Origin of the sequence: Pararhizobium sp. A13 (assembly GCF_040126305.1) — a bacterium.
In the GTDB taxonomy this organism is placed as follows: domain Bacteria; phylum Pseudomonadota; class Alphaproteobacteria; order Rhizobiales; family Rhizobiaceae; genus Pararhizobium.
The window spans coordinates 1311366-1335117 of sequence record NZ_CP149511.1; the positions used below are offsets into that span (position 1 = coordinate 1311366).

Genomic DNA, 23752 nt, shown 5'->3' on the forward strand with positions numbered 1-23752 from the left:
CTTTCGAAAAGAACCGAACAGCGACTGGGAGGAGGAGTGCCGCTGTTCCAACAGACGTCCCTGGGAGGAGGAGTGGGCCGTCTGAAACACGAAGCTCTGCGGGAGGAGGTGCATTGCTTCGATGCGTTTAATCATACGCCGATCATCGGTGTTTCATAGGCACAATGCTGCACTGCAGCTATGCAAGAAAAACATGTCGGAAATGCCGACCACAAAACGAGAACCGGACAGCCTCAGGCATCGACACTTGATACAAAAAACGCCCGCGTCATGAGCGGGCGTCGTGCAGTGCCAAGCAGGTGCAATCTGGTGCTCTTAGCGAGCAACCGATGCGCGGGCAACGCGGCGGATGTCGGCCCGGTCGATACCGAGGTCCTGCAGTTCACGGCTGGACATGCGGTCAAGTTCGGTAACGGTCTGACGGAACTTGCGCCAGTTGTTGAAAGAGCGTGCTACGTTCATGATAATCCCCTTCCTGAGGGCTTTCTGACGTCAGCAACCTTACTTGGCTCCGGCGTCGTTTCGATGATTGGAACATAGGCCTTTCAAACGTTTGAAAACAGCGACAATACCTCACGCCACCCATGCGCTTGGCGCATGGGTTCTACGAATTCGGCAGGAGATGATCGTTTTTTAAGCTCTGAAGCGATCGAATGCCGTCAGACGCTTGGTTGGCGGATCGGCATCCGGGTAGCGATAGATCTCGGTCCTGAGATAGTGAAGCTCTGCTTCCAGCGCTTCTTCATCAACTTCGATCCACCAGGATTTCGGTCGCCCGTCGCTTCCATCCGACCAGCGATAGCCCCGCCCCTTCAGGTGGTCCTTCATATCGAAGGGGCTGTTTTCGGCGAAGATACGGACCCGCGAGCGCTGACTCGTCGCGTATAGCTCCGCGAATGCAGTGCCAAAGCCGACTTTCTCCTGCGCCAAAACTTCCATCAGGGCAAAACAGTCATCGACGGCGCGATGACCATCATGAAAGTAACCCGCCTGCCCGATCAGATAGCCAAGCTTCGTGCCCTCGAACCCGCGTGATGACCAGTCTATTTCGGCGTTTGAGCACGCCCAGGCCTTGCCTTTGAACACGGAAGAAAACGCTTCACAGAAAGGCCGGTCGAAACCGGCATTGTGGGCAATAATGAGATCGGCAGGTTCGATCAACGAACGCAGCGTCACAGTGTCGATCACCTGTCCAGCGACCATCTCATCGGTGATGCCAGTAAGTTTAGTGACTTCGGCGGGGATTGATCCCGTCGGCTGCTGCAGTCCGCCGTAGATCCCTGTAACATCACCGAGCATTCCACACTCATCGAAGGTAAACGCGATCACGCCAATCTCAATGATCTCGTCTTTACGATGATTGAGGCCTGTAGTCTCGGTGTCGAGAATGACACCTCGGAGGGGGTATTCCGGACGCATAGACGGCACAATCGCACGGGGCTCAAGCTTCTTCAGGATGCGGTAGCGACCAGTTTCCATCAGGTGCTGAACCATACTCGCTTCACTCATCGCGGTCGGCGGGTGTCGCTTCGTTTGTGCATTGCGACTGGAGTTTGGAGAGACCTCGCCTGCTCCATTCGAAAACATGTCGAACTGTGCTGTCATTCCCGCCGTTCTCTGCTGCTGCACCTGCCGAAATCAATACCATACCAAGATAGGCACAGGATCAGCTGTTGTGGTTTGCCAAGTTGGATATAAGCCAAACATCAAAACAAATCAGGAGAAAGCGTATGGAAACGACCGAGATCGGCAGCCGCAGCGATTTCGCGCTATGGGCCGTTCAGCGCGCGCAGGAAATCGTAACCACCGAAGCGGCTGCGTTTGCGATGGCTGCACGCGACATGAACGAGGCTGCATTGGCGACAACCGCTGCTGACCTAGGCAAAGCAATTGCCGATGCCATGCTGGAGGTATTTGACGGCTTGATTGAGGACTAGGAAGACGGAGGTGCCTCAGACCATAGGGTGCGCCGTGGAGGTAGGCGCAAGGTCTTCGCATCAGCATATTGAGGTCGCTCTGGTCCGTGTACACCTTGGGCCATGTCATCGACCACGGGGCCAACGAGATCGCCAAGCTCTCGCTCCTTGAGCGTCGGCGGTTAGTCGAGCGCGCCTTGCTTACCATCACAGATCAACGCCACATTTTGACCGAAGGCGGCAACGTCACATCCTTGCCGTCAGCAGTGCTGCTCGACATCAAAAATATCATGGGCCAGTTCGACAACAGCCCGGACTTTCTGGCATCCCTTGTCTTGATGGAATGCGCCGACGAGATACGAAAGCTTCATATATTGATCGCAGAGAGTTGAGATCGGTTCCGACGGTGGGATATGGGAAGTGCCCGACGCAAAACTGTTTGAGCTCAACAGCGGCATGCTCGAAGCCATCATCGAGTGCTGCCAGAACAGCTTTTTCATCGATGCACTGAAGCGACTAGACAGGCTGCGGCGCCTGATCGCCTACAGGCAGATGCTGGACAGAAAAAGCGCGCGGGGCCGCTACTTAGAGCACATTCAATTGCTGGATCTTATCCTGGCGGGCAGGAACAGTGATGCTTCGCTATTTATGGCTCGGCATCTTGGAGAGCTAAGCAATCTTAAGACCGTCGCTCGCGAGCGCCGGGGCTAATTTTTCCCTTGGCCCACGTGGTGGATCCGCCACGCCAATCCAACATGCTACGATGGCAATAGTTTTCTTTTTCTCACGGGGCAGTAACGCTACTTCTAGCGAGGAACAATTATGCCGCAGGCAAATATTGGACCAACGGAAACGCAACTTGCTGATTCGGTGGCTGGATTTGGCTGGGATGGCAATCTGCTCGAACCAGGCATTGCACTGGCGATGTCGGGCGGCGGCTTCCGCGCTATGCTTTTTCACGCCGGCGCATTAATGCGGCTGAACGAGCTTGGCCTGCTATCGAAAATCAAACGGATCTCCAGTGTGTCCGGCGGCTCCATTGCGGCTGGACATCTCGCCACGGCTTGGGCCGGGTTAGGGCGACCCGACGCAAATGGAGCATTCGGGAACTTCAAGGCGCTATATGTTGCACCGATCCTTACCTTCTCGCGACACAATCTCGACGTGAAGACAACACTTATAGGCCTTCTGCCTGGCTTCTCTGCCGCAGCCCTGTTGGCGAAAAGCTATGAGAAGTACCTGTTCGGCACACGGACGCTGCAGGACATACCGGACAGTCCGCGATTTGTATTTTGTGCAACCAATCTCCAGAGCGGCGTTCTATTTCGGTTCTCCAAACCCTACGCGGGAGACTATGTGATTGGTCGGCTCGATAAGCCTAAGATCAGACTGTCGCAAGCGGTCGCGGCTTCCTCGGCTTTTCCGCCGGTGCTCTCGCCGTTGGAACTGAGATTGCCGGAAGGCAGCTTCACCCAATGGCCGACTCGATCTGGCGTCTCGTCGCTGTCGCGAGATGAACTTGCCGCATTGCGCAGGCGGGTCGTGCTGACCGACGGTGGCGTGTACGATAACCACGGACTGGAACCGGTGGTTAAGCGCTACATGACGATACTGGTGAGCGATGGGGGTGCGCCGTTCGGGCGAAGTGCCCAGATCGGCTTTGATTGGGTGCGGCAGCTCAGGCGCATTCTTGAGGTAACAGACAACCAAGTCCGAGCCTTGCGACGGCGCAATCTCATCGACAGGTTGTCGGCCGGCAAAACCGCCTTCGACAACGGCACACTCAGCGCCAATGAGACGCGCGCGCATGAAAGGTTTGGCGCCTTTTGGGGAATTGATACCGATGCCGCTCGGTTCACGCCGCCTGATGCGTTGCCCTGTGATGGTCCGCTCACCGATCGCCTCGCACGGACATCCACGCGCCTCACCGACCTCGGCGAAACTACGTCTAAACAGCTCATCAATTGGGGATATGCGATTTGCGACCGCAGCATCCGAACTCACTACCGCGGAGCGGATCCGTTAGACAAAGTCCGCCCAGCATGGCCGTACGCGGAAGCAAATTTGTGAGGGCCCGCACTTCGTCCATTCTTGGCGTTGTGTCAGCGTTCAATAGCGTAGCTCTACATCCATGGGTGACCGCTCTGACACGATCGGACGTTCGAGCGAAAAGACCTTGAGCTCCTCCTTCGCCTTAAAGGGATCCAACCTTGCGGCCACCCCGAACGTCGCCCTGTCGCGCCCAGTGCCTGACGATGCACGGGTTGTTTGACAGATGCCGGTCAAGACAAATCCTTGCGGAGCCCGATGGTGCGCGATGAGGCGCCCACCGCTCGTCACCACAATGACACGCGGTGCCTTGTTAACTTCGTGTTAACCATTTTCTCGCTACACCGAGGCAACAGAAAATTTACCAAGTTGAATGATGTGTTAACTCAATCTCGGCCAATTCGTCTCAAGGGACGATCGTTCCTTGCGCTCTCATTGACTCCCGAACTGCCGTTCGAAGACTGGCTGGTCCAGCTCGACGAGCTTGCTGCCCGTTCCGCCGGGTTTTTCCTTCGGCGGCCAATTGTGCTGGACGTTCAAGGACTTGAGATCGATCGTGCGCAACTGCGCGATCTCGTTAGTCAGTTGGGCATGCGGAACGTCAGAATTATGGGGATCGAAGGTGCTCGCTCTTCATGGCTTGGCCCGGACCTGCCACCCGCGATGAGCGATGGTCGTCCTGCTTCAGACGTCGAATTGCAGACCACTGAGGAAGCGGAAAAAGCAGTTCCCGCCGAGAGCATTGTTGCCTCTGGCCCGCCCTCGGCAAAGGCAATCCCGTCGATCGTCGTGAGCCAGCCTGTTCGTTCAGGGCAATCGCTCCTCTACCCCGAGGGAGACGTAACCATCGTCGGTTCGGTCGCATCCGGTGCGGAATTGGTCGCCGGCGGATCGATTCATGTCTACGGGGCGCTCCGAGGACGGGCAATGGCTGGTACCATGGGGAACTCCTCGGCACGCATCTTCTGCCGCAAGCTAGAGGCAGAGCTGATCGCGATCGACGGATTCTATCAGACTGCCGAGGACATGGATCCACGACTCCGTGGGAAAGCGGTCCAGATTTGGCTCGAAGGCGAAACGATCAAAGCTGAAGCGCTCAGCTAAACCGAAGGCGTATTCCTATTTAATTGGAGAGGTACATGGGCAAGGTAATCGTGGTTACGTCGGGCAAGGGCGGCGTCGGAAAGACGACATCTACCGCAGCATTGGGCGCCGCCCTCGCACAAAACGGCGAGAAAGTGGTGGTCGTGGACTTTGACGTCGGCCTGCGCAATCTCGACCTCGTGATGGGTGCGGAAAGACGCGTGGTCTATGATCTCGTCAATGTCATTCAGGGCGAAGCCAAGCTGACGCAAGCACTGATCCGCGACAAGCGAGTGGAAACACTCTACCTGCTCCCGGCCTCGCAAACCCGCGACAAGGATAATCTCACACCGGAAGGCGTCGAGAAGGTTATTGCCGCACTCAAGAGTGCTTTTGATTGGGTCATTTGTGACAGTCCTGCGGGCATCGAGCGCGGGGCGACGCTCGCCATGCGCCATGCCGACGTAGCCATCGTCGTTACCAATCCGGAAGTTTCCTCGGTGCGCGATTCCGACCGCATCATTGGTCTGCTCGATTCCAAGACCCTGAAAGCCGAGAATGGCGAACAGATGGAGAAGCACCTCCTTCTCACCCGCTACGACTCTTCTCGCGCTGAGCGCGGCGACATGCTCAAGGTTGATGATGTTCTCGAGATTCTGTCGATCCCGCTTCTTGGCATCATTCCGGAAAGCATGGATGTCTTGCGTGCGTCCAACGTGGGCGCTCCTGTTACCCTGGCGGATGGTCGCAGCGCTCCCGCAATGGCCTATTTTGACGCTGCACGCCGGCTCAAAGGCGAAAGCCTGCCTGTCACCATTCCTGGTGAAAGGCGGGGTTTGTTCGGCAAGATCTTCGGAAGGAAAGCGGCATGAATCTTTTCCGTTTGTTTTCCCGATCGCAGTCCGCACCAGCTGCTCGCGAGCGGCTGCAGGTACTGCTGGCCCACGAGCGTGCCTCGGCCGGCGATTCGGACCTTGTCATCAAGTTGCGCGACGAGATCCTTCGCGCTATCTCCAAGCACATGCAGATCGATAGCGAAAAGGTCGGTGTAAAGTTGGAGCGCGGCATCCAGGTCTCAACGCTCGTTGTCGATGTTGAAATTCCCTTCGATGCAGCGAGGAAGGCGGCTTAAGGGCCGCCTTCCTCGCATGCAAGCAGAAGCGAGACCGTCAGCCGTGCCAGGGATCAACCGCAACGACGCCGGTGCCTTCGAAATCTCTGATGTTGCGCGTCACGACGATCATGTCGTGGACCAGCGCGGTCGCAACAATCAGCGCGTCGGCCTCATTGCGCCGGTCCGGGGACGTCCGCTTTCGGGAATGTTGAGGAGACGACGTGCGGCGCGGACAATCTGCTCATCGACGTGAACGGCCGCCCTCGGATTTTCTGTTTCGATATGGCTGAAGATGTTGTCGCGATCGTCGAGAGCGTATTACGCCCAGACGAGCCTCATCGGTCATCGGCCTTGCGCAGTGCTGCCGCTCGGCGTTCACGGAAGTGGGTCTTGGCGTCGACATCCTCAACATCAGGGCGCGTGTCCTCAAGCGCCTTGGCACGGAACCAGGCATCGTGGACGTCGCTGTTGCTAACGAGCTCTAACGGCAGAGCGCCTCCATTCGCGGTCCGGGTCAACAAGATGCGAACGACATCCGAGACCGTCAGCCCCATATTCTCGAGAACTGCCGTTGCGCGCTCCTTGACGGCGGCATCGATCCGCGTGGCGATGCTCAACCCTGAGACCGAGCATCTCGCCAGCTTTCGGATCGGACAGGTCCGCCCCGTGGCTGAGCCACTGCGGCGCAGTCGCCCGCAGCAAATATGCGTCGCATGCCGAGTCAGCAAATACTATCGTAGGTTACAGGGGCATTGCCTCCGCAAGGCGCTGAGGACCGCGAAAAAATCTGCTGGCAGGCCACGCTCCCGCGGGGATTTGGCGTAGCTCCATTGTACTATAGATTAACTAACTGATATAATTATATATTTACTTCTACTCTTGGACTATACTAGACCGTAGAGGGTGCCCTACTCCCATCCTCTCGTGGAAGAGCATCCCAGCCGGATATCTTCCGTCGCAATACTGAAAAAATTTCTCCATCCTTGCCCGTGGCATCGTCTCCGCGGGCATTCTTCTTGCCGGTAAGAGACGGCTTACCGCTGCGTCGGGAGGATCCGCATCATGGAACAAGCTGAGCGCGCGCATTGGGAATTTGACAGCAGCGATCAGTTGAGAATCCAAATGCTCGTCGAATGGGGTGTTACGTCCCTACCCTCGCCCGGCACGGTCGTCCTCCGTCTTGGCTATGCGCTGTCTCAGCAGGAGTGGGATGTCTATCAATCCACAGACAGCCCACCCCACCAAATTCAGGCTGCCATGTCTGCAGCCGATGCGCGGGAATTGGGCCGTCACCTGCTGCTGTGCGCGGACCTGTGGGACGTTCCTGCAGGCTCGCCCAACGGGTCCACATAACGGCGAACGCGGAGGACGATTGCAAGACGCTTAAAGAATGAGGAAGGACCGGAGACAGGGATTCCTGTCATTGATGCAAATCAACAAATAGCCCGCTCGGACTGTTTAAGTATAACTATTGCAAAGGGGGGAAAGCGATGAAAAGGACATCCGCGAAGTTGATTATTGCGGGGTTCGTAAGCCTGGGCTCTGCCTTGCCGGCTGCGGCTCAGGAGACCACCGATATCGGCACTCTGGACAGTGCGAAGGCCGGAAAGGCATTTTCCAGCAAACCTGTCTACTCGCCCTATGCGGGGCGCAATTTTCCGACCCGGCCGCTGTTTGGCGACACGCATCTCCACACCGGAGCCTCGTTCGACGCCGGCGCTTTCGGAGCACGGCTGACGCCTCGCGACGCCTACCGCTTCGCCCGCGGCGAGGAGATCACGGCGTCGAGCGGCCAGCCTGCCAAGCTGTCACGGCCGCTCGACTTCCTGGTGGTGACCGATCACTCCGACAACATGGGCATGTTCCCGGACCTCTTTGCCGGCAAACCGGACGTCATTGCCGACCCTCAGGCCAAGACCTGGTACGACATGATCAAGTCGGGTCAGGGCGCCACGGCAGCGCTCGAAATCATCTTTGGCTTCGGCAAGGGAACGCTGCCCAAGAGTATGATCTACGGGCCGGACACGCGTCCCTACAAAAACGCGTGGCAGGACACGATAAAGGCCGCCGAGGAATATAACGATCCGGGGCGGTTCACGGCCTTCATCGGCTACGAGTGGACCTCGAACACCGCAGGCAACAATCTGCATCGCAACGTCGTCTTCCGCGACAGTGCCCAAAAGGCCGACCAGGTCGTGCCCTATACGACGCTTAAGCCCTTGGGCAGCGACAACCCGCGCGACCTATGGAAGTGGATGCAGGCCTATGAGGACAAGACCGGCGGCAACGTGCTGGCAATTGCGCACAACGGCAACCTGTCCAACGGCCGCATGTTCCCGCTGATCGAATCCTTCACCGGCAAGCCGGTAGACAAGGAATATGTCGAGCAGCGCTCCCGGTGGGAGCGCCTCTACGAGACAACCCAGACGAAGGGCGACGGCGAGGCACACCCGGTCCTGTCGCCCAATGACGAGTTCGCGGATTTCGAGACCTGGGATTTCGGTAATCTCGATGCCAGCGTGCCGAAGACGCCTGACATGCTCGAGTTCGAGTATACACGGTCCGCGCTGAAGAACGGCCTCAAGCTCGAAGCTGAACTCGGCACGAACCCCTACAAGTTCGGGCTGGTCGGCAGCTCCGACGCCCATACTGGCCTTGCGGCCATGGAAGAGGAAAACTTCTTTGGAAAGACCACGCCGCAGGAGCCAAGCCCGGAACGCCTGACGGCAACTTTTGTCAAGGACGCCAAGACCGGCATCACCGTGATGGACTGGGAGGTCGGCGCGTCGGGCTACGCCGCCGTGTGGGCCACGGAGAACACCCGCGAGTCGATCTGGGACGCGATGCAGCGCAAGGAGACCTATGCAACCACCGGGCCGCGCATGGCCGTGCGCTTCTTCGGCGGCTGGGATTTCGAGCTGGCCGATGCCGAGACCCGCAATCCCGGCGCGATCGGCTACGGCAAGGGCGTTCCCATGGGCGGTGACCTGACGGCAGCGCCGGAAGGCAAGGCGCCGTCGTTCCTCGTCGCCGCGCTGCGAGACCCGATCGGGGCCAATCTCGACCGCTACCAGATCGTCAAGGGCTGGCTCGACGACAAGGGCGAGACGCATGAGCAGGTGTACGACGTCGCCTGGGGCGGGGACCGCAAACCGGGCGCCGACGGCAAGGTGCCATCGGTCGGCAGCACCGTCGACATCGAGAACGCGACCTGGACCAACACCATCGGTGCGCCGGAACTGATCGCGGTGTGGAAAGACCCCCTGTTCGATCCGAAGCAGAAGGCCTTCTACTACGGACGCGTCATCGAGATACCGACGCCGCGGTGGACCGCCTATGATGCCAAACGGTACGGAACAAAGCCGCTCGAGGGTACGCGGATGACCGTCACCGAACGCGCCTATACCTCGCCGATCTGGTACACGCCGTGATCGCGATGGCGGCGGTTGAACCGGCCGCCGGACCGTCCGGTCCGACATCCGGCGAACGAGTGAGCACGATCTTGTTGAAACGTGTGCTGAGGGAACCGCTGGTCCACTTCCTGCTGCTCGCGCTGCTGATCTTCGCGGGTTACGAGCTCTTGGGCGCCGATGCGGACGACAGGCCGGACACCATCGTCGTCACCGCGCCGAAGATCGAGCAGATGGCGACCGTGTTCGCAAAGACCTGGCAGCGTCCGCCGACTGCCGAGGAACTGAAGGGCCTGATCGACGACCATGTGAAGGAAGAAATACTCGTACGCCAGGCGCTGGAGCTCGGGCTCGACAGGGACGACACGGTCGTTCGTCGCCGCTTGCGCCAGAAAATGGAATTCATGAACGCGGCCGACGCCGAAGCTCTGACAGTGACCGATGCGGAGCTCGACGCCTATCTGAAATCCAATGCAGCCACGTTCGAGATCGATCCAATGCTGGCCTTCCAGCAGGTGTTCCTCAATCCTCAGCGGCGCGGCGACACGATCGGACAGGACGCGGCTTCCGTCCTCGAAGCGCTGCTGACCAACCCGGCCACGGATAGCGCCCTTTTTGGCGACCCCACGCTGCTTCCGCCCGACCTGCCGCTTTCGAGCAAGACATCGATCGGCCAAACCTTCGGCGCCGATTTCGCGGAAGAAGTCGACAAGGCTCCTTTGGGCCAATGGACCGGTCCCGTCGATTCCGGCTTCGGGCTGCACCTGATCCGCGTGACGGAGCGTGTGCCCGGCCGAGTGCCGATGCTCGACGAGGTGCGCGACGCTGTGGCGCGAGAGTGGACGAATGCCAAACGCGCCCAACTCGAGGACCAGCGCTTCGCCGAACTCCTCAAGCGCTATGTAGTCACAATCGAGAGCCTAGACAGCATGGGGGCCAACCGGTGACGCGGCTTGGCGCCTTGCTGGCCGTGCTCATAACGGTCTTCCTGGTCGCACCTTCGATGGCCCATGAGATCCGGCCGGCCTATCTCAACATGCGCGAAACGGAGAGCGGCGAGTTCGCCATCGTCTGGAAGGTGCCGGCGCAGGGCTCTATGCGTCTCGGGCTCTATGCGCATCTGCCGAAGGCGTGCGTTGAGAAAGCCGAACCGGCGAGGTCGATCGAGAGCGGGGCCCATCTGGAGCGATGGACCGTCGCCTGTGCGGGGGGATTGAAGGGCGGCGAGATCGGCATCAACGGCCTCAAGTCGACCATGACCGAAGCGCTCGTTCGCATCGAATACGAGAACGGGGACACTGAGGTCGCGCGCCTCATGCCGGACGCGCCCTCCTTTGTCGCTGCGGGCGCACAGACCAGCCTCGAAGTAGCGCAGACCTACTTTCCGCTGGGTGTCGACCACATACTCTCCGGCCTCGATCATCTACTCTTCGTTCTCGCGCTCATCCTGCTCATTCGACATCGCTGGATGCTGGTCAAGACGATCACGGCCTTTACGATCGCCCACAGCATCACGTTGGCTGGAGCGTCGCTCGGATATTTCAGTTTACCGCAGAAGCCGGTCGAAGCGACAATTGCTCTGAGCATTGCCTTCGTCGCGAGCGAACTGATTAGAATGAAGCCGGGCGAGAGGCGACTGTCCGAGCGCTACCCCTGGGTCGTGGCCTTCGCGTTCGGACTGCTGCATGGTTTCGGTTTTGCCGGCGCCCTGAAGGAAATCGGCCTGCCGCAATCCGACGTGCCGCTGAGCCTGCTGACATTCAATCTGGGCGTCGAGGCGGGACAGCTGATCTTCATCGCCGCGGCGCTGGTCGTGCTTAGGGCGGCAGGCGCACTGGGCACGATACAGCCCGCACCGGCGCGTCAGCTCGGCGCCTACATGATTGGGACCGCCGCGATGCTGTGGCTGGTTTCGCGGATCGCCGGGTTGGCGGCGTGAGCAGCGCGATGCACGGAAGGTCTCATTCTCGCTCAGTTCGCGACAAATGAGTTAGAAGTAGAAGGACCGCCTTGGGTCAACCTGCGCCATGAGCTCAAACAAGTCCAGATGGCAGCAAACGCGTCGATAATAGCGCTAGGCGGGCAGGCACCGAGGTCCGCTATCTAGTGGACCTGCGTCCATGGCGACTTGGCGAGGCGCACGACTGCAAACCACCGTTCGTTCCAATCTCGAAAAGCAGATGTAGTGCCGCGTGGTTTTCGGCAACCTTTTAACTTAGCAGATCAGCACGTACCGCGAATTGATGAGCGGCCGCTTCGGGGGGGAACGGAGACGTCTAACCATTTCGATGCTTTGGAGGGCCGCGCACATCCGTACGCCCTGTGTGCTTAATCGCTTGGCCGGGTTTATGGAAGTTCGATCTCGCCGTCCACTACGTGGTTGAGGCCGGTGCCTTCCGCCGTCAGCGTCATGCGGACCTTCAGCTTCTCGCCGTCGGTCTGGCCTTCGCGCACCGTCTCTTCGATCTTGCGCTGCGAAGTGACGCCGACTTCCTTCAGGAACTTGCGGATCGACATGTTGAAGGCGTCTTCACTCATGGCGGAACTCCTCTGTATCCGAAAGGGATTATAAGGGAAAGCGAGTGGTCAAGGAAGCAGCACGGTGACGCCCGGTGCTATACAAAAAGACCCCCACCAGCTCGGCTTCGCTGTCCAACTCTGCCTCATGCGTTATCCTGGGCGAACTTTGATGTCTGGGAGAGCATGCCGTTGGCAACACTGGGGTTCATTGCTTGGCAACTTGATATTGAACCACATGAGTTTCATCTTTATGCGCGCCGCGAACCGACACGGATGGAGCATGTCACTGGTCAGCAATATTCGGAAGAGACATTGGCATGTTCAACAAACATCCGTGCTGTACGGACGCCGCACGCAAAAAAGCATCGTCCCGGACGCAAATTGATGCTTTTCGTTGCCCGTCCTCTTCCCGTATTCCTCGCACTGAATGACGAACGGGGACGCGGCCATGGGCAGACCTTTTTTCTGGAACGAGCTGAACACCGGCGACTTTGCTCATCTTTCGGTCGACCGGACCATTGCGATCCTGCCGATTGCCTCCACCGAGCAGCACGGCCCGCACCTGCCGATCTCCACCGACGTTACCATCGCCAACGGCATGCTGACTGAGGTACGCAAGTTAATGTCGGAAGCACTGGATGTGCTCGTTCTCCCGACGCAGGAGATCGGCAAGGCCAACGAGCATATCTACGGCCCCGGTACCCTGTCGCTCGGGGCAGATATTCTCATCCCCGCCTGGACCGCGATCGGCGGCAAGGTCGCCGAAGCCGGGTTGCGCAAGCTGGTGATCGTCAACTCCCACGGCGGCAATCTCGAGGTCATGAACATCGTCGCACGCGAACTAAGGGTGCGGTTCTCCATGGCGGTCGTGGCCACCCAATGGTCGCGCTTCGGCTGCCCGGAAGGCTTGATCAGCGAGCACGAGCAGAAATTCGGCATCCATGGCGGTGACATGGAAACCTCAATGATGCTGCATTTCCGTCCGGATCTTGTGCGCATGGACAGGGCCGAGAATTTCGCCTCCAAGGCGGAATGGATGAAGGACAATACCCGCTATCTGCAGCCGTTGCCGCCGCATTCGTTGGCCTGGATCGCCCATGATCTCAACCCCAACGGCGTCGTTGGAGACGCGTCGCTCGGCACAGCGGAAAAAGGGGCTTTGATCGCCCGGCACCAGGCAAAGGGCTTCATCGAGCTGCTGGAAGATCTGACGATCTATCCTCTCGCCAATCTCTATTCGAAATAGGAACGGTCCGGCCTCATTTCTCCGGTGCCAGAATGTGGCCATTGGCCTGCAGTTCCTGCATCATCGCCAGCAATTCTGCCATCAGATACTCGACGAACAGGCTGGTGGCGGCATCGAGCGGCGCCCGCGCCCGCGCAAACAGCTTCATCGGCTGGCGGGAATGCGTCTCGGCGATCGGGCGGAACACCAGTTCGCCGCACCGGCATTCGACGATCACGTCCAGCGGATTGAGCAGGGTCAGGCCGGTGCCAGATTTGACCAGCTGTTTCAGCATCTCCGAGGCATTGGTTTCCACCACAGGCTCCACCGAAACGGGCAGTGGCGCCAAAGCCAGATTGATGACATCGCGCAGGCTGGTCCCGGTCTGAGCCAGCACCAGCCGCTCCTGCACGACATCGGCGAGACTGATCGGACCGGTGCCTGCCAGCCGGTGTCCGGGCGGCAGAACGACACCGATCGGCACATCGAAATTGGCAAGCGTGCGGATGCCGGGCGTCGCCGGAATATTGAAGCCGAGGCCGATATCGACCTCGCCGGTCAGAACTGGGTTGAGGGTGGTCGAACCGCCATCATTGCGCAGCTGGATGCGCACCCGCGGATGCTGCCCGATGAACTTGGCGATGATTTCCGGCAACGGCCCGGCCGCAAGCCCCACCGTGGTCACGATCGACACCTTGCCCGCCTGTGGCATCTTCAGGCCGCGAATGCGCGATTCCAGCCGCTCGTAATTCTTCAACACGTCACGGATATGCTCGATGCAGAGTTCACCCGCAGCCGTCAGCCGCAGGCCGCGCGGCAACCGCTCGAAGATCGGCACGCCGATTTCCGCTTCCAGCGCCAGGATCTGCCTGTTGATCGCCGAGGACGCGACATTCAACCGGGCCGCCGCCTTGCGAATGGAGCCGCAACGGGCGATCTCGTTGATATATTGCAACTTTCGGGAATGCAGCATCGGTCCATTCTTCCATCGTTCGCGGAGCGGGCCAACGCTTTGAACGCAGTCCACAGATAGATGCCTAAATGGCATCAATGCGGACGAATTTTGATGCTTTTCAAAGAGCAACGCAACCGCTCAAATGGGGAAAATGGGCGATCAATGACGACCGTCTGTTGCATCAACGGGGAACGACGCAGAATGCGCAATCTACTGAAATCGAATGCAATTCCTGTCATGGCCGGCCTCGGTGCCCTGGTCGCCGCCTCCACCCAGGTCGCCGCTGCCGACAAGGTGACCTATGGCACCAACTGGCTGGCACAGGCCGAGCACGGCGGATTTTACCAGGCCGTCGCCGATGGCACCTATGCAAAACACGGTCTTGACGTCACGATCGTGCAGGGCGGACCGAACGCCGCCAACGGCGCGCTTCTGATTTCGGGCAAGATTGATTTTTTCATGGGCAGCCCACAGGCCGAAATTTCTGCTGTCGAGCAGGGCATCCCGATCGTCGATGTCGCCGCCATCTTCCAGAAGGACCCGCAGGTTCTGATCGCCCATCCGGATCAGAGCATCGAGAAATTCGAGGATCTGGCCAAACTGCCGACGATCTTCATGGGCAAGGACGGCTACCTCACCTATTTCGAGTGGATGAAGGCGAACTTCCCCGGCTTCAAGGACGAGCAGTACAAGCCCTACAACTTCAGCCCGGCGCCATTTCTCGCCGACAAACAATCCGCCCAGCAGGGCTATCTGACGTCGGAACCCTATGAGATCGAAAAGCAGGCGGGCTGGACACCAAAGGTGTTTCTGCTGGCAGACAGCGGCTACTCGCCCTATTCCACGATGATCACCACGCAGGCGTCCCTCATCGAAACCAAGCCGGAGCTGGTGCAGCGTTTCGTCGATGCCTCGATTGAGGGCTGGTACAACTACCTCTACGGCGACAATGCCAAGGCCAATGCGCTGATCAAGACCGACAATCCGGAAATGACCGATGGCCAGATCGCCTACTCGATCGGAAAGATGAAGGAATATGGCATTCTGGAATCCGGCGCGGCGCTTGAAAAGGGCATCGGTTGCATCACCGAGGAACACTACAAGAAGTTCTTCGATGACAGCGTCGCCATCAAGCTCTTCAAGGCCGAAACCGACTACAAGAAGGCCTTTGCCGCGCAGTTCACCTGCAAGGGCGTCGGCATGGCGCTGAAGAAGTAACGGCATCGCCGATCATTTCCCGCCGCCGGCCCGGCGGCGGGTCACAGAAATTGCCCAGTAGCCGAGACAGCAATGAATTTAGCCGAGACGCGCGCGCCCAAGCGATCCATCGAAGGACGCAAACGGCCATTGGTTGCCATGAATTCGGTATCGAAACGGTTTTCGAGCGGCACTTTGGCGCTGTCCGACATGTCGCTCGTCGTAGAGAGCGGGGAATTCGTCAGCCTGCTGGGCCCGTCGGGTTGCGGCAAGTCGACGGCGCTGCGCGTCATCGCCGGGCTCGGCGACGCATCGTCCGGCAAGATCGACTGGCCGAGTTCGCGGATCAATTCCAAAGGCCTGCCGGAAGGCGACATCAGCTTCGTCTTTCAGGAACCGACGTTGATGCCCTGGCAGACCGTCTTCGGCAATGTCCATCTGCCGCTTAAACTGCGCGGCATCTCGAAATCCGCTGCCCGGCCGCGGATCACAGAGGCGCTTGCCACCGTCGGCCTGCAGGATTTCGCCAACGCCTACCCGCGCGAGCTCTCCGGCGGCATGAAGATGCGCGTCTCCATCGCCCGGGCCCTGGTGACGAAACCGAAACTGCTGTTGATGGACGAGCCTTTTGCCGCCCTCGACGAGATCACCCGCCAGAAGCTCAATGACGACGTGCTGCGCCTGTGGAAGGAAACAGGCATCACGGTGATTTTCGTCACTCATTCGGTGTTCGAATCCGCCTATCTCTCCAACCGCATCGTCGTGATGAAGGCCCGACCGGGCCGCGTCCATGCCGACTTTCCGCTGCGCACCAGCCTGGAGCGCGACGCCCACTACCGGACCTCGGAGGAATATCGCCAGGCCTGCGAAAAAGTCTCGACCATCCTCTTGGAAGCCATCGGCTCGGGAGAACACTGATGAGCTCGCAAGACACGGCGCCGGACACGTCCGCTGTTATCTCCTCCTCGTTCCGCAACAGAAACCGCGACCTGCTGCTGCGCCTTCTCGTGCCTTTTTTCGTGCTCGCGACCATGGTCCTGCTCTGGCACCTCGGCGTGGTCGTCTCCGGCGTTCCTCCCTACATCCTGCCGAGCCCGGTCGCGGTTGCCACGGCGTTGGTCACCGATTGGCACACCCTGTCACCGGCGCTCTGGGTCACCACCAAGATCACGCTGCTGTCACTTCTGCTTGCCCTCATCGGCGGCGTCGGGTTTGCGGTTTTCCTGGTGCAATCGCGCTGGATCGAGATTGCCTTCTATCCGATCGCCGTCATCCTGCAGGTCACCCCGATCGTTGCCATCTCGCCCCTGATCCTGATCTATGCCCCGTCGACGCAAGTGGCGCTGCTGATCTGCGCCTTTCTCGTCGCCTTCTTCCCGATCCTGTCGAACATGGTACAGGGATTGAAGAGCGTCGATCATAACCTGCTCAACCTGTTTGATCTCTACGGCGCCTCGCGCTTGCAGACGCTGCTCTATCTCAAGCTTCCCGCATCCCTGCCCTATTTCATGACCGGGCTTCGCATCGGTGGCGGGCTGGCGCTGATCGCCGCCGTCGTCGCCGAATTCGCCGCAGGCTCGGCCGGCGCCGGTTCCGGCCTTGCATTCCGCCTGCTCGAAGCCCAATACCGGATGAACATCCCGCGGCTCTTCGCGGCCCTGATCCTGCTGTCGCTGCTCGGCGTGGCGATCTTCGCGCTAACCTCCTTCATCTCATGGCTGAGCCTGCATCGCTGGCACGAGAGCAGCCTGAAAAGGGAAAACTGATGCCGACGCCATTCCTTTCCCTGCCGGATGCTCAACATTTCATGCTCAGCAATGCCACCGTTCCGGCAATCGCGGTGACGGCGCAAACGGGTCCCAGCGTCGAAGGGTTGGCGTCTGTCGATATCGTGATTTCCAACGGAAAGATCAACGCCATCCTGCCCCCAGGCACCGCTCCGGTGGAACTCCCGAAAGCTGATCTGCGCCAGGGCATGGTCTGGCCGTGTTTCGCCGACATGCACACCCATCTCGACAAGGGCCACATCTGGCCGCGCCGCCCGAACCCGGACGGCACCTTCATGGGCGCGCTCGACAATGTCCGCATCGACAGAGAGGCCAACTGGTCGGCAATCGACGTCAAGACACGGATGGAATTTTCGCTGCGCTCAGCTTACGCACACGGCACGCATCTGATCCGCACCCACCTCGATTCCCTTGCGCCCCAGCACCGCGTTTCCTTCGAGGTCTTCTCCGAAGTTCGCGAGGCCTGGAAGGACCGGATCGCGCTGCAGGCGGTCGCCCTCTTTCCACTCGACCAGATTTTCGACACGCCGTTTTTTGACGATCTTGTCTCTGTCATCAAGGAGCATAAGGGCCTACTCGGCGGCGTCACCTACATCATGCCGGATCTGGATGAGCGCCTCGATTTCCTGTTTCGCGCTGCCGCGGACAATGGGTTCGACATCGACCTGCATGTCGATGAGACCGAGGAAAAACAGGTCCTGACGCTGAAAACCATCGCCGAGGCCAAACTGCGCCATGGCTTCGAAGGCACCGTCACCGTCGGCCATTGCTGCTCGCTCGCCCGCCAGGACGAGGAGGTGGCGAAAACCACGATCGACCTCGTTGCCCGTGCCGGCATCTCCGTGGTGTCGCTGCCGATGTGCAACATGTATCTGCAGGACCGCCATCCAGGCCGCACGCCGCGCTGGCGCGGAGTGACGCTGTTTCACGAGCTGGCGGCAGCGGGCGTCGCCACCGCCGTTTCGTCCGACAATACCCGCGATCCCTTCTATGCCTATGGCGACATGGACCCGGTCGAACTGTTCCGCGAGGCGGTGCGCATCCTGCATCTGGATCATCCGCTGACGGATGCCGCCCGCGTTATCACCACCTCGCCCGCCGATATTCTCGGCCGCCCGGACCTTGGTCGCATTGCCGTCGGCGGGCCGGCCGATCTCGTCCTTTTCAGCGCCCGCCGCTGGAGCGAATTCCTCTCCCGTCCGCAGGCCGACCGCATCGTGATGCGGAATGGCATGGGCATCGACCGTAGCCTGCCGGACTACCGCGAACTCGACCCAATTCTTGGAGCATGACATGCCCGACTATGCCGCCATCAAAAAGGAACTCGAAGGCATCGCCATCGAGGACAATCCGGCGCTGGTGCGCCAGAAGAGCCGCGACTTTTTCTGGTATTCGCCAATCCTGAGGGCCCAGCTCGAGAACGTCACGGGCGACCTCGTCGTTTCGCCGAAGACCGAGGAAGAGGTTATCCGCACCCTGAAGGTCGCCTATTCCCATGGAGCACCGGTGACCCCGCGCGGCGCCGGCACCGGGAATTACGGCCAGGCCATGCCGCTGTCGGGCGGCATCATCCTCAATCTGGCCGGCATGAACGTGGTCAAATCCATTCATCCCGGCCGGGTTGTCTGCGAGCCCGGCGTCGTTATGGCAGATCTGGACAAGCAGACGAAGGCCCATTCCGGCCAGGAGTTGCGCTTCCATCCCTCAACCGCCCGAACCGCCACTATCGGCGGTTTTATCGCCGGCGGTTCCGGAGGCGTCGGCTCGATCACCTGGGGCGGTCTCCGAGACCTCGGCAATATTCTGCGCCTTCGCGTCGTCACGATGGAGGCCGAACCGCAGGTGCTGGACCTGACCGGGTGGGACCTGCAGAAGGTCAGCCACGCTTATGGCACCAACGGCATTATCACCGAAGTCGAGATGCCTCTCGCCCCTGCCTATGACTGGGTGGACGTTCTGGTCGGCTACGACGACTTCATGGAAGCCGTCCGTTTTTCCGATGCGCTCAGCCATATGAACGGGTTGCTGCTGAAGGAAGTGGCGCCGATCGCAGCCCCCATCCCCTACGACTATTTCAGCCGCCACAAGTCCTTTCTGCGTGACCGCAACCAGTCAGTGGTGGTGATCATGATCGCGCCACATGCGATGGATCCGTTCACCGCTTTCGTCGCGCAGCAGAACGGCGAGATCCTGTTCCGCTCTGACAAGGTCGAGAGCATGAAGGGCATCCCGCATGCCTATGAACTTGCCTGGAACCATACGACGCTGCGGGCCATGAAGGTCGATCCAAACTTCACCTATCTGCAGGTGCAGTACCCAGGTCCCGATCACGTCGCCAAGGTCGGAAAACTGGTGGAGATCTTCGGCGACGAAGTGCCGGGGCATCTCGAGTTCATCAAGTTCGATGCGGCCATCCAGTGTTCCGGCCTGCCGCTGGTGCGCTATACGACCGACGCGCGGCTGGAAGAAATCATCCGCATCCACGAAGACAATGGCTGCCCGATCTTCAATCCGCATCGTTATACGCTGGAAGAAGGCGGCATGAAGCAGACGGACAGGACCCAGCTTGCCTTCAAGAAACAGACCGACCCCAAGGGCCTGCTTAATCCCGGCAAGATGATCGCCTGGGACAATCCGGATTTCGACTTTGGCTCCGGCAAGAACTACCTCTTCCCCGGTCTTGCAGCGATGGGGGTTTGATGCGCGTCCTGCTGTTGCACTCCCACCCGGTCGAAGAGAGCTTCGGCGGCGCCCTCCACAGGCTCACCCGCGAGAGCCTGCAGGCGGCGGGTCACGAGGTTGATGACTGCAATCTCTATGCGGAAGGGTTCGATCCGGTCCTGTCGCGCCACGACCGTCTGGTCTATCACGACCATCCGGAAAACACGGCGCTGGTGAAGGACTATTGCAACCGGCTGCTGGCGGCGCAGGGGCTGGTCATCGTCACGCCAGTGTGGAATTTCGGCTTTCCGGCGATCCTCAAAGGCTATTTCGATCGCGTCTGGCTGCCAGGAATTTCCTTCGAGCTGGTGGATGGCAAGGTCCAATCGCGGCTGCGCCACATCCGCAAGCTCGGCGCCGTCATGACCTATGGCGCGACGCAGTTTCGCGCGTTTGTCGCCGGCAACCCGCCGAAGAAGATCGTCAAGCGCGTGCTGCGCGCCCAGATCGATCCGTGGTCGCCGGTCACCTTCCTCGCCCATTACGACATGAACAATTGCACGGAAGAGACCCGGTCACGCTTCATGGCAAAGGTGAAGGCGAAGATGGAAAGGTTTTGAGCCGATGTCGGAAAAAACCGCCTTCAATCCACCGTCCGTCCGCCGCCCCTTCGGCAACTACAATCACGGCCTGATGGTGCCGCCGGGCGCCAGCCTGCTGGTGACCTCCGGCCAACTGGGGATCGGCCTCGACGACACCGTTCCGCCCGACGTGACGGCACAGGCCCAACTCTGCTTCGAGGCTATCGGCGCCATCCTGTCGGATGCCGGCATGAGCTTCGCCGACGTCATCCGCATCAGCGGCTTCGTCACCAGACGCGAGGACTTCCCCGCCTATATGGCGGTCCGCGACCGCTATACGCGCGCGCCGAAGCCGGTCTCGACTCTGATCATTGTCAGCGGCTTCACCCGGCCGGAATTTCTGGTCGAGGTGGAAGTGACTGCCGCCAAGATTTTCTGAGTTCGACTGTCGATCAGAACGACCGCCCCTCGCAGGCCCGACAGGGCGACGCCACCCTCGAAAGGGAACTCAGGAAACTAGGTCCTCTTTATGTGCAACGACTCAACAAAGTCGTTGTCAGTTCATGCAAAGCGCGCCCAGCGATACGGCGGGCATAGCCATGCTTGCCAGCCCGAGAAAGGCGATCGCGAGCCCGATGGCCTTGCGGCGTGCGGAGCAGTGCGCGGCGAAGCCCATGATGGCAATCTGCGACATGCCCAGGGCGGCGAGTGCCACGGCTGGAATCGTCGCCAGGCCGAAACCCATCATGAACAAGGCACCCGTTGCCGGCGCACCGGTCAGCATGGCGGTCATCAGCGCATTGTAGACCATAGCGCAGGGAGCCGCCCCCCAGGCCATGCCCAGGAGCAGCGCCGAAGATCCCCGAATCGCGGATGGAGGATTGCGCCCAAACATCCTGCCTGAGACGGCCATGGCACGGCGGTCGAAGATCTGGGGACCGGGGACGACGCCGATCAGCGCCAGCCCCACCCAGACCAGCATAACCCCGCCGAGGATGCGCAGCAGGGGCTGGATACCAGCGAGATCGAGAAGATCACCCAATGCACCACCGGCAACGCCGACGAGGCCACCTGCAATCGTATAGGTGACCGTGCGACCGAGTTGGGTAGCCAGCAGCGCCTTCGCCGTTTCCGGTCCGGAACTGCCCCGGCCCGTGGCAATCAGCAGCGACGATGCGATACCGCCGCACTGGCCTGCACAGTGAAGGCTGCCGCCAAGGCCCATCAGTAGGCCAGCCGAGAGGATGGCCGTGAGGGTCAAAGGATCCGACATCATGTGCCTTCCAGTTTGCGTGTATCACCGTTCGTCGCACCTCGGATCAAGCCGGGTAGCTGGCGGCGTTGACGACCGGCGGCAGGTTGATCGCCGGATTGTGGTTGAAAAAGCCGCTCGGCATCAGCTTGAAGCCGGTGAAGACGCAGGGCTGCACCGGAAAATCCTCGACGCGCACGGGATGATGCAAGCCGAAGACGTGCCAGAGCACGATATCGGTGTTCTCGATCGGCCGGTCCTTGGCGATGAACTCCACAAGCCCGCCCGTTCCGTCGGAATGGTTCATGAAGTCGCCGGCGGGAAAACGCTCATCCGGATCGAAGGCCGTAATCCAAACGTGATTCTGCACGAAGGCGGCGCGTTTTCCGGAGGGCGAGTCCGGATGCACGAAGGGGGTGACGCAATGGTTTGCCTCGAGCTTGTAGCCAACAGCTGCGCCCGTGTAGTTCGTCTTGTTCGGGTTGATGATTTTCCAGTAGCGGTGCGACGCGGGATCGGCGCGCCTTGCTGCCTCGCTTTCCCGCGTGAGCACGGTCTGCTCCTCATAGAAGGCGTTGCCATAGGGGTTGGAAGGCCCAAACGGTTCCGCATAGGTGTTGCACTCCACCACGCTGTTGGCGTCACCATCGACTGCCATGTCGAGGCGGGCGCATAGGATGTGCTGGTGGATGTGACCAACGACGCCAGGCGCAACTTCTCGCCCGTATTTCGGCGGCTGGCCGGGAATGCAGGCGGCCGTGTTGATGATCCCGGTTGCCTTCACCTCGTGCTCGATCGTGCCGTCGAGATAGAGATACCAGTACAGTCCGTATTCGTAGTTGCCGACGGTGCAGATCGTGGAGATGACCAGTTTGGCGCCGCGGCGGATTTCTGCACGCTCCGTGCGGAAGTCGATGTGCTTCCAGAGAAGCCCGGAATCTTCCTCATGCACGCAGATGGCTTTTTCGATCGTCCACGGGTCGCCATCCATGGTGTTGAGATGCACATCCAGATACTTGATCATGCCGAGGCAGTCGCAGCCGAGTTTCAAGGAGTTGGCGAGCTTGCCGATGCCGTATTCGCCAATGTCGAAGACGTTCTTGCGGAAATGGCCGTTGTCCGGGCTGCCATACGGTACCGTCATCTCAACGATGGAGGCCCGGTTGACGATCGGCCGGTCGTCGAAGCGGATGTCATGGAGAGTCAGAGCTTCGCGTGCGTTGAAGCCGACCACAAGGGACCAGTTGCGCCAGGTGATCCGGTGGCCGTCGAAGGCGAAGTTCACGCCCTCCGGCTGAACCACGTTGATCGGCTTGGCCTGAGGCTGAAATGTTTCGATGAACTGGCTTTCGTAGTTCACCTCCTGCATGGGAATAGGAACGACGCCATAGTCGTCGACGCGGATCACCTCGTTGACGTTGAGGTCGATCACCGCGTTCAGCCCCTCGATCGGATGAGCATAGAAGTTCTCGTTCTCGCGCAGCCGCACCCAGCAGAACACGTGGCAAAGATGGCGGCCTTCTTCGCCCGGCACATCGAAATTTCCAGCCGACCAGGGGTCGATGCAAACCGTGTCCATGTCGGTTATCCCGCGGCGTTCGCAGGCGGCGATGAAGGCCGGATCGGCACGGACGATGCCCTCGATGCCAAGAAACTGCTCGAGCTGGATCATCGGCCGTCTGCCGGGAAAGTCCTTGCGGCTGAGGATCGTTTCCGTAACGAGGCAGACGACGAGGCTCGTGACGCTGACGATGGCCGCGTTGAACACGTTGACCCTTGCCTTGCGGGCTATCGCCACACCGGACGAAAACGCGCGCACCGTTGCCTTGTCCGGCTCCATCAGCTCGATCGTCTCGAAACGCGTGTCATCCCCATAGGGAGGATGTTTGCGCACGATCGCCGCCGCCAGACGGATCTCCTCCGGCGTCAAGGGCTGCAAGGGATGGCTGACGACCAGTGGCATCTGGTGGGGCGGGTTGGAAACGCAGCAGGTATCCATGGT

Annotated in this window: 26 protein-coding genes and 2 pseudogenes; 19 read left to right on the forward strand and 9 right to left on the reverse strand. The window is 60.0% G+C overall.

The window, feature by feature from the left end; all coding sequences use genetic code 11:
- Nucleotides 1–315 precede the first annotated feature (315 nt).
- Nucleotides 316–462 (reverse strand): DUF1127 domain-containing protein, encoded by a 147-nt coding sequence (locus WI754_RS27835; RefSeq protein WP_341487201.1) that lies wholly within the window; start codon nucleotides 460–462, stop codon nucleotides 316–318.
- 171 nt (nucleotides 463–633) lie between these two features.
- On the reverse strand, nucleotides 634–1605 hold the full coding sequence (locus tag WI754_RS27840) for a 3'-5' exonuclease (protein WP_341487202.1): 972 nt from the start codon (nucleotides 1603–1605) through the stop codon (nucleotides 634–636).
- 125 nt (nucleotides 1606–1730) lie between these two features.
- Between WI754_RS27840 and WI754_RS27845 the strand changes: the two genes are divergently transcribed.
- The 7 genes from WI754_RS27845 (at nucleotide 1731) to minE (ending at nucleotide 6180) form a co-directional block, all read left to right on the forward strand.
- Nucleotides 1731–1937 carry a hypothetical protein gene (locus WI754_RS27845; protein WP_341488029.1) on the forward strand — a complete coding sequence of 69 codons (207 nt, stop codon included), beginning with the start codon at nucleotides 1731–1733 and terminating at the stop codon, nucleotides 1935–1937.
- Nucleotides 1938–2023: 86 nt separating this feature from the next.
- Nucleotides 2024–2308, forward strand: coding sequence for a hypothetical protein (locus WI754_RS27850; RefSeq protein WP_341487203.1), 285 nt, complete (start codon nucleotides 2024–2026; stop codon nucleotides 2306–2308).
- A 28-nt stretch (nucleotides 2309–2336) separates the two neighbouring features.
- A complete protein-coding gene (locus tag WI754_RS27855) occupies nucleotides 2337–2627 on the forward strand; it encodes an FCD domain-containing protein (protein ID WP_341487204.1) in 291 nt (96 codons plus the stop codon).
- Between the two features lie 111 nt (nucleotides 2628–2738).
- Nucleotides 2739–3986: a patatin-like phospholipase family protein gene (locus WI754_RS27860; protein WP_341487205.1), complete on the forward strand. Its 1248-nt coding sequence runs from the start codon at nucleotides 2739–2741 to the stop codon at nucleotides 3984–3986.
- A 348-nt stretch (nucleotides 3987–4334) separates the two neighbouring features.
- On the forward strand, nucleotides 4335–5069 hold the full coding sequence (gene minC / locus WI754_RS27865; RefSeq protein WP_341487206.1) for a septum site-determining protein MinC: 735 nt from the start codon (nucleotides 4335–4337) through the stop codon (nucleotides 5067–5069).
- Between the two features lie 35 nt (nucleotides 5070–5104).
- Nucleotides 5105–5920 (forward strand): septum site-determining protein MinD, encoded by an 816-nt coding sequence (minD, locus tag WI754_RS27870; RefSeq protein ID WP_341487207.1) that lies wholly within the window; start codon nucleotides 5105–5107, stop codon nucleotides 5918–5920.
- Nucleotides 5917–6180 (forward strand): cell division topological specificity factor MinE, encoded by a 264-nt coding sequence (minE, locus tag WI754_RS27875; protein ID WP_341487208.1) that lies wholly within the window; start codon nucleotides 5917–5919, stop codon nucleotides 6178–6180. The genes minD and minE overlap by 4 nt, the downstream gene beginning before the upstream one ends.
- Nucleotides 6181–6217: 37 nt before the next feature.
- On the opposite strand, the pseudogene WI754_RS27880 reads toward minE, so the two are convergent.
- The 3 genes and pseudogenes from WI754_RS27880 to WI754_RS27890 form a co-directional block, all read right to left on the reverse strand.
- Nucleotides 6218–6349, reverse strand: a pseudogene (locus WI754_RS27880) (VapC toxin family PIN domain ribonuclease); the annotation flags it as partial.
- Nucleotides 6322–6456 (reverse strand): annotated as a pseudogene (locus WI754_RS27885) (type II toxin-antitoxin system mRNA interferase toxin, RelE/StbE family); the annotation flags it as partial. The pseudogenes WI754_RS27885 and WI754_RS27880, both read right to left, overlap by 28 nt.
- A 41-nt stretch (nucleotides 6457–6497) precedes the next feature.
- Nucleotides 6498–6779, reverse strand: a complete 282-nt coding sequence (locus WI754_RS27890; RefSeq protein ID WP_341487209.1) for a type II toxin-antitoxin system RelB/DinJ family antitoxin — start codon at nucleotides 6777–6779, stop codon at nucleotides 6498–6500.
- A 445-nt stretch (nucleotides 6780–7224) separates the two neighbouring features.
- Between WI754_RS27890 and WI754_RS27895 the strand changes: the two genes are divergently transcribed.
- From WI754_RS27895 to WI754_RS27910, 4 genes are all read left to right on the forward strand, one after another.
- Nucleotides 7225–7515, forward strand: coding sequence for a hypothetical protein (locus WI754_RS27895; RefSeq protein WP_341487210.1), 291 nt, complete (start codon nucleotides 7225–7227; stop codon nucleotides 7513–7515).
- Between the two features lie 137 nt (nucleotides 7516–7652).
- Nucleotides 7653–9593: a DUF3604 domain-containing protein gene (locus tag WI754_RS27900; RefSeq protein WP_341487211.1), complete on the forward strand. Its 1941-nt coding sequence runs from the start codon at nucleotides 7653–7655 to the stop codon at nucleotides 9591–9593.
- A 59-nt stretch (nucleotides 9594–9652) separates the two neighbouring features.
- A complete protein-coding gene (locus WI754_RS27905; protein WP_341487212.1) occupies nucleotides 9653–10519 on the forward strand; it encodes a peptidylprolyl isomerase in 867 nt (288 codons plus the stop codon).
- Entirely contained in the window at nucleotides 10516–11511 is a 996-nt protein-coding gene (locus tag WI754_RS27910; RefSeq protein WP_341487213.1) for a HupE/UreJ family protein, read from the forward strand. The genes WI754_RS27905 and WI754_RS27910 overlap by 4 nt, the downstream gene beginning before the upstream one ends.
- A 407-nt stretch (nucleotides 11512–11918) precedes the next feature.
- Here the strand turns inward: WI754_RS27910 and WI754_RS27915 are convergent, their stop codons facing one another.
- On the reverse strand, nucleotides 11919–12110 hold the full coding sequence (locus tag WI754_RS27915; protein WP_341487214.1) for a DUF6494 family protein: 192 nt from the start codon (nucleotides 12108–12110) through the stop codon (nucleotides 11919–11921).
- A gap of 430 nt (nucleotides 12111–12540) precedes the next feature.
- Here WI754_RS27915 and WI754_RS27920 point away from each other — a divergent pair, with 430 nt between their 5' ends.
- The gene (locus WI754_RS27920) at nucleotides 12541–13338 is read left to right on the forward strand and encodes a creatininase family protein (RefSeq protein ID WP_341487215.1); all 798 of its coding nucleotides are present in this window, start codon (nucleotides 12541–12543) and stop codon (nucleotides 13336–13338) included.
- Between the two features lie 13 nt (nucleotides 13339–13351).
- Here the strand turns inward: WI754_RS27920 and WI754_RS27925 are convergent, their stop codons facing one another.
- Nucleotides 13352–14290, reverse strand: coding sequence for a LysR family transcriptional regulator (locus WI754_RS27925; RefSeq protein WP_341487216.1), 939 nt, complete (start codon nucleotides 14288–14290; stop codon nucleotides 13352–13354).
- Between the two features lie 183 nt (nucleotides 14291–14473).
- Here WI754_RS27925 and WI754_RS27930 point away from each other — a divergent pair, with 183 nt between their 5' ends.
- From WI754_RS27930 to WI754_RS27960, 7 genes are all read left to right on the forward strand, one after another.
- The gene (locus WI754_RS27930; protein ID WP_341487217.1) at nucleotides 14474–15490 is read left to right on the forward strand and encodes an ABC transporter substrate-binding protein; all 1017 of its coding nucleotides are present in this window, start codon (nucleotides 14474–14476) and stop codon (nucleotides 15488–15490) included.
- 72 nt (nucleotides 15491–15562) lie between these two features.
- Nucleotides 15563–16387, forward strand: a complete 825-nt coding sequence (locus tag WI754_RS27935) for an ABC transporter ATP-binding protein (protein ID WP_341487218.1) — start codon at nucleotides 15563–15565, stop codon at nucleotides 16385–16387.
- Nucleotides 16387–17235, forward strand: a complete 849-nt coding sequence (locus WI754_RS27940) for an ABC transporter permease (protein ID WP_341487219.1) — start codon at nucleotides 16387–16389, stop codon at nucleotides 17233–17235. The genes WI754_RS27935 and WI754_RS27940 overlap by 1 nt, the downstream gene beginning before the upstream one ends.
- Nucleotides 17235–18548 (forward strand): cytosine deaminase, encoded by a 1314-nt coding sequence (locus WI754_RS27945; protein ID WP_341487220.1) that lies wholly within the window; start codon nucleotides 17235–17237, stop codon nucleotides 18546–18548. The genes WI754_RS27940 and WI754_RS27945 overlap by 1 nt, the downstream gene beginning before the upstream one ends.
- Before the next feature lies 1 nt (nucleotide 18549).
- Nucleotides 18550–19956, forward strand: a complete 1407-nt coding sequence (locus WI754_RS27950) for an FAD-binding oxidoreductase (RefSeq protein ID WP_341487221.1) — start codon at nucleotides 18550–18552, stop codon at nucleotides 19954–19956.
- The gene (locus WI754_RS27955; protein WP_341487222.1) at nucleotides 19956–20537 is read left to right on the forward strand and encodes an NAD(P)H-dependent oxidoreductase; all 582 of its coding nucleotides are present in this window, start codon (nucleotides 19956–19958) and stop codon (nucleotides 20535–20537) included. The genes WI754_RS27950 and WI754_RS27955 overlap by 1 nt, the downstream gene beginning before the upstream one ends.
- 4 nt (nucleotides 20538–20541) lie before the next feature.
- Nucleotides 20542–20937 (forward strand): Rid family hydrolase, encoded by a 396-nt coding sequence (locus WI754_RS27960; RefSeq protein WP_341487223.1) that lies wholly within the window; start codon nucleotides 20542–20544, stop codon nucleotides 20935–20937.
- Nucleotides 20938–21054: 117 nt separating this feature from the next.
- On the opposite strand, the gene WI754_RS27965 is transcribed toward WI754_RS27960, so the two are convergent.
- A complete protein-coding gene (locus WI754_RS27965) occupies nucleotides 21055–21771 on the reverse strand; it encodes a sulfite exporter TauE/SafE family protein (RefSeq protein ID WP_341487224.1) in 717 nt (238 codons plus the stop codon).
- Between the two features lie 46 nt (nucleotides 21772–21817).
- The gene (locus WI754_RS27970) at nucleotides 21818–23749 is read right to left on the reverse strand and encodes a primary-amine oxidase (RefSeq protein WP_341487225.1); all 1932 of its coding nucleotides are present in this window, start codon (nucleotides 23747–23749) and stop codon (nucleotides 21818–21820) included.
- Between the last annotated feature and the right edge of the window lie 3 nt (nucleotides 23750–23752).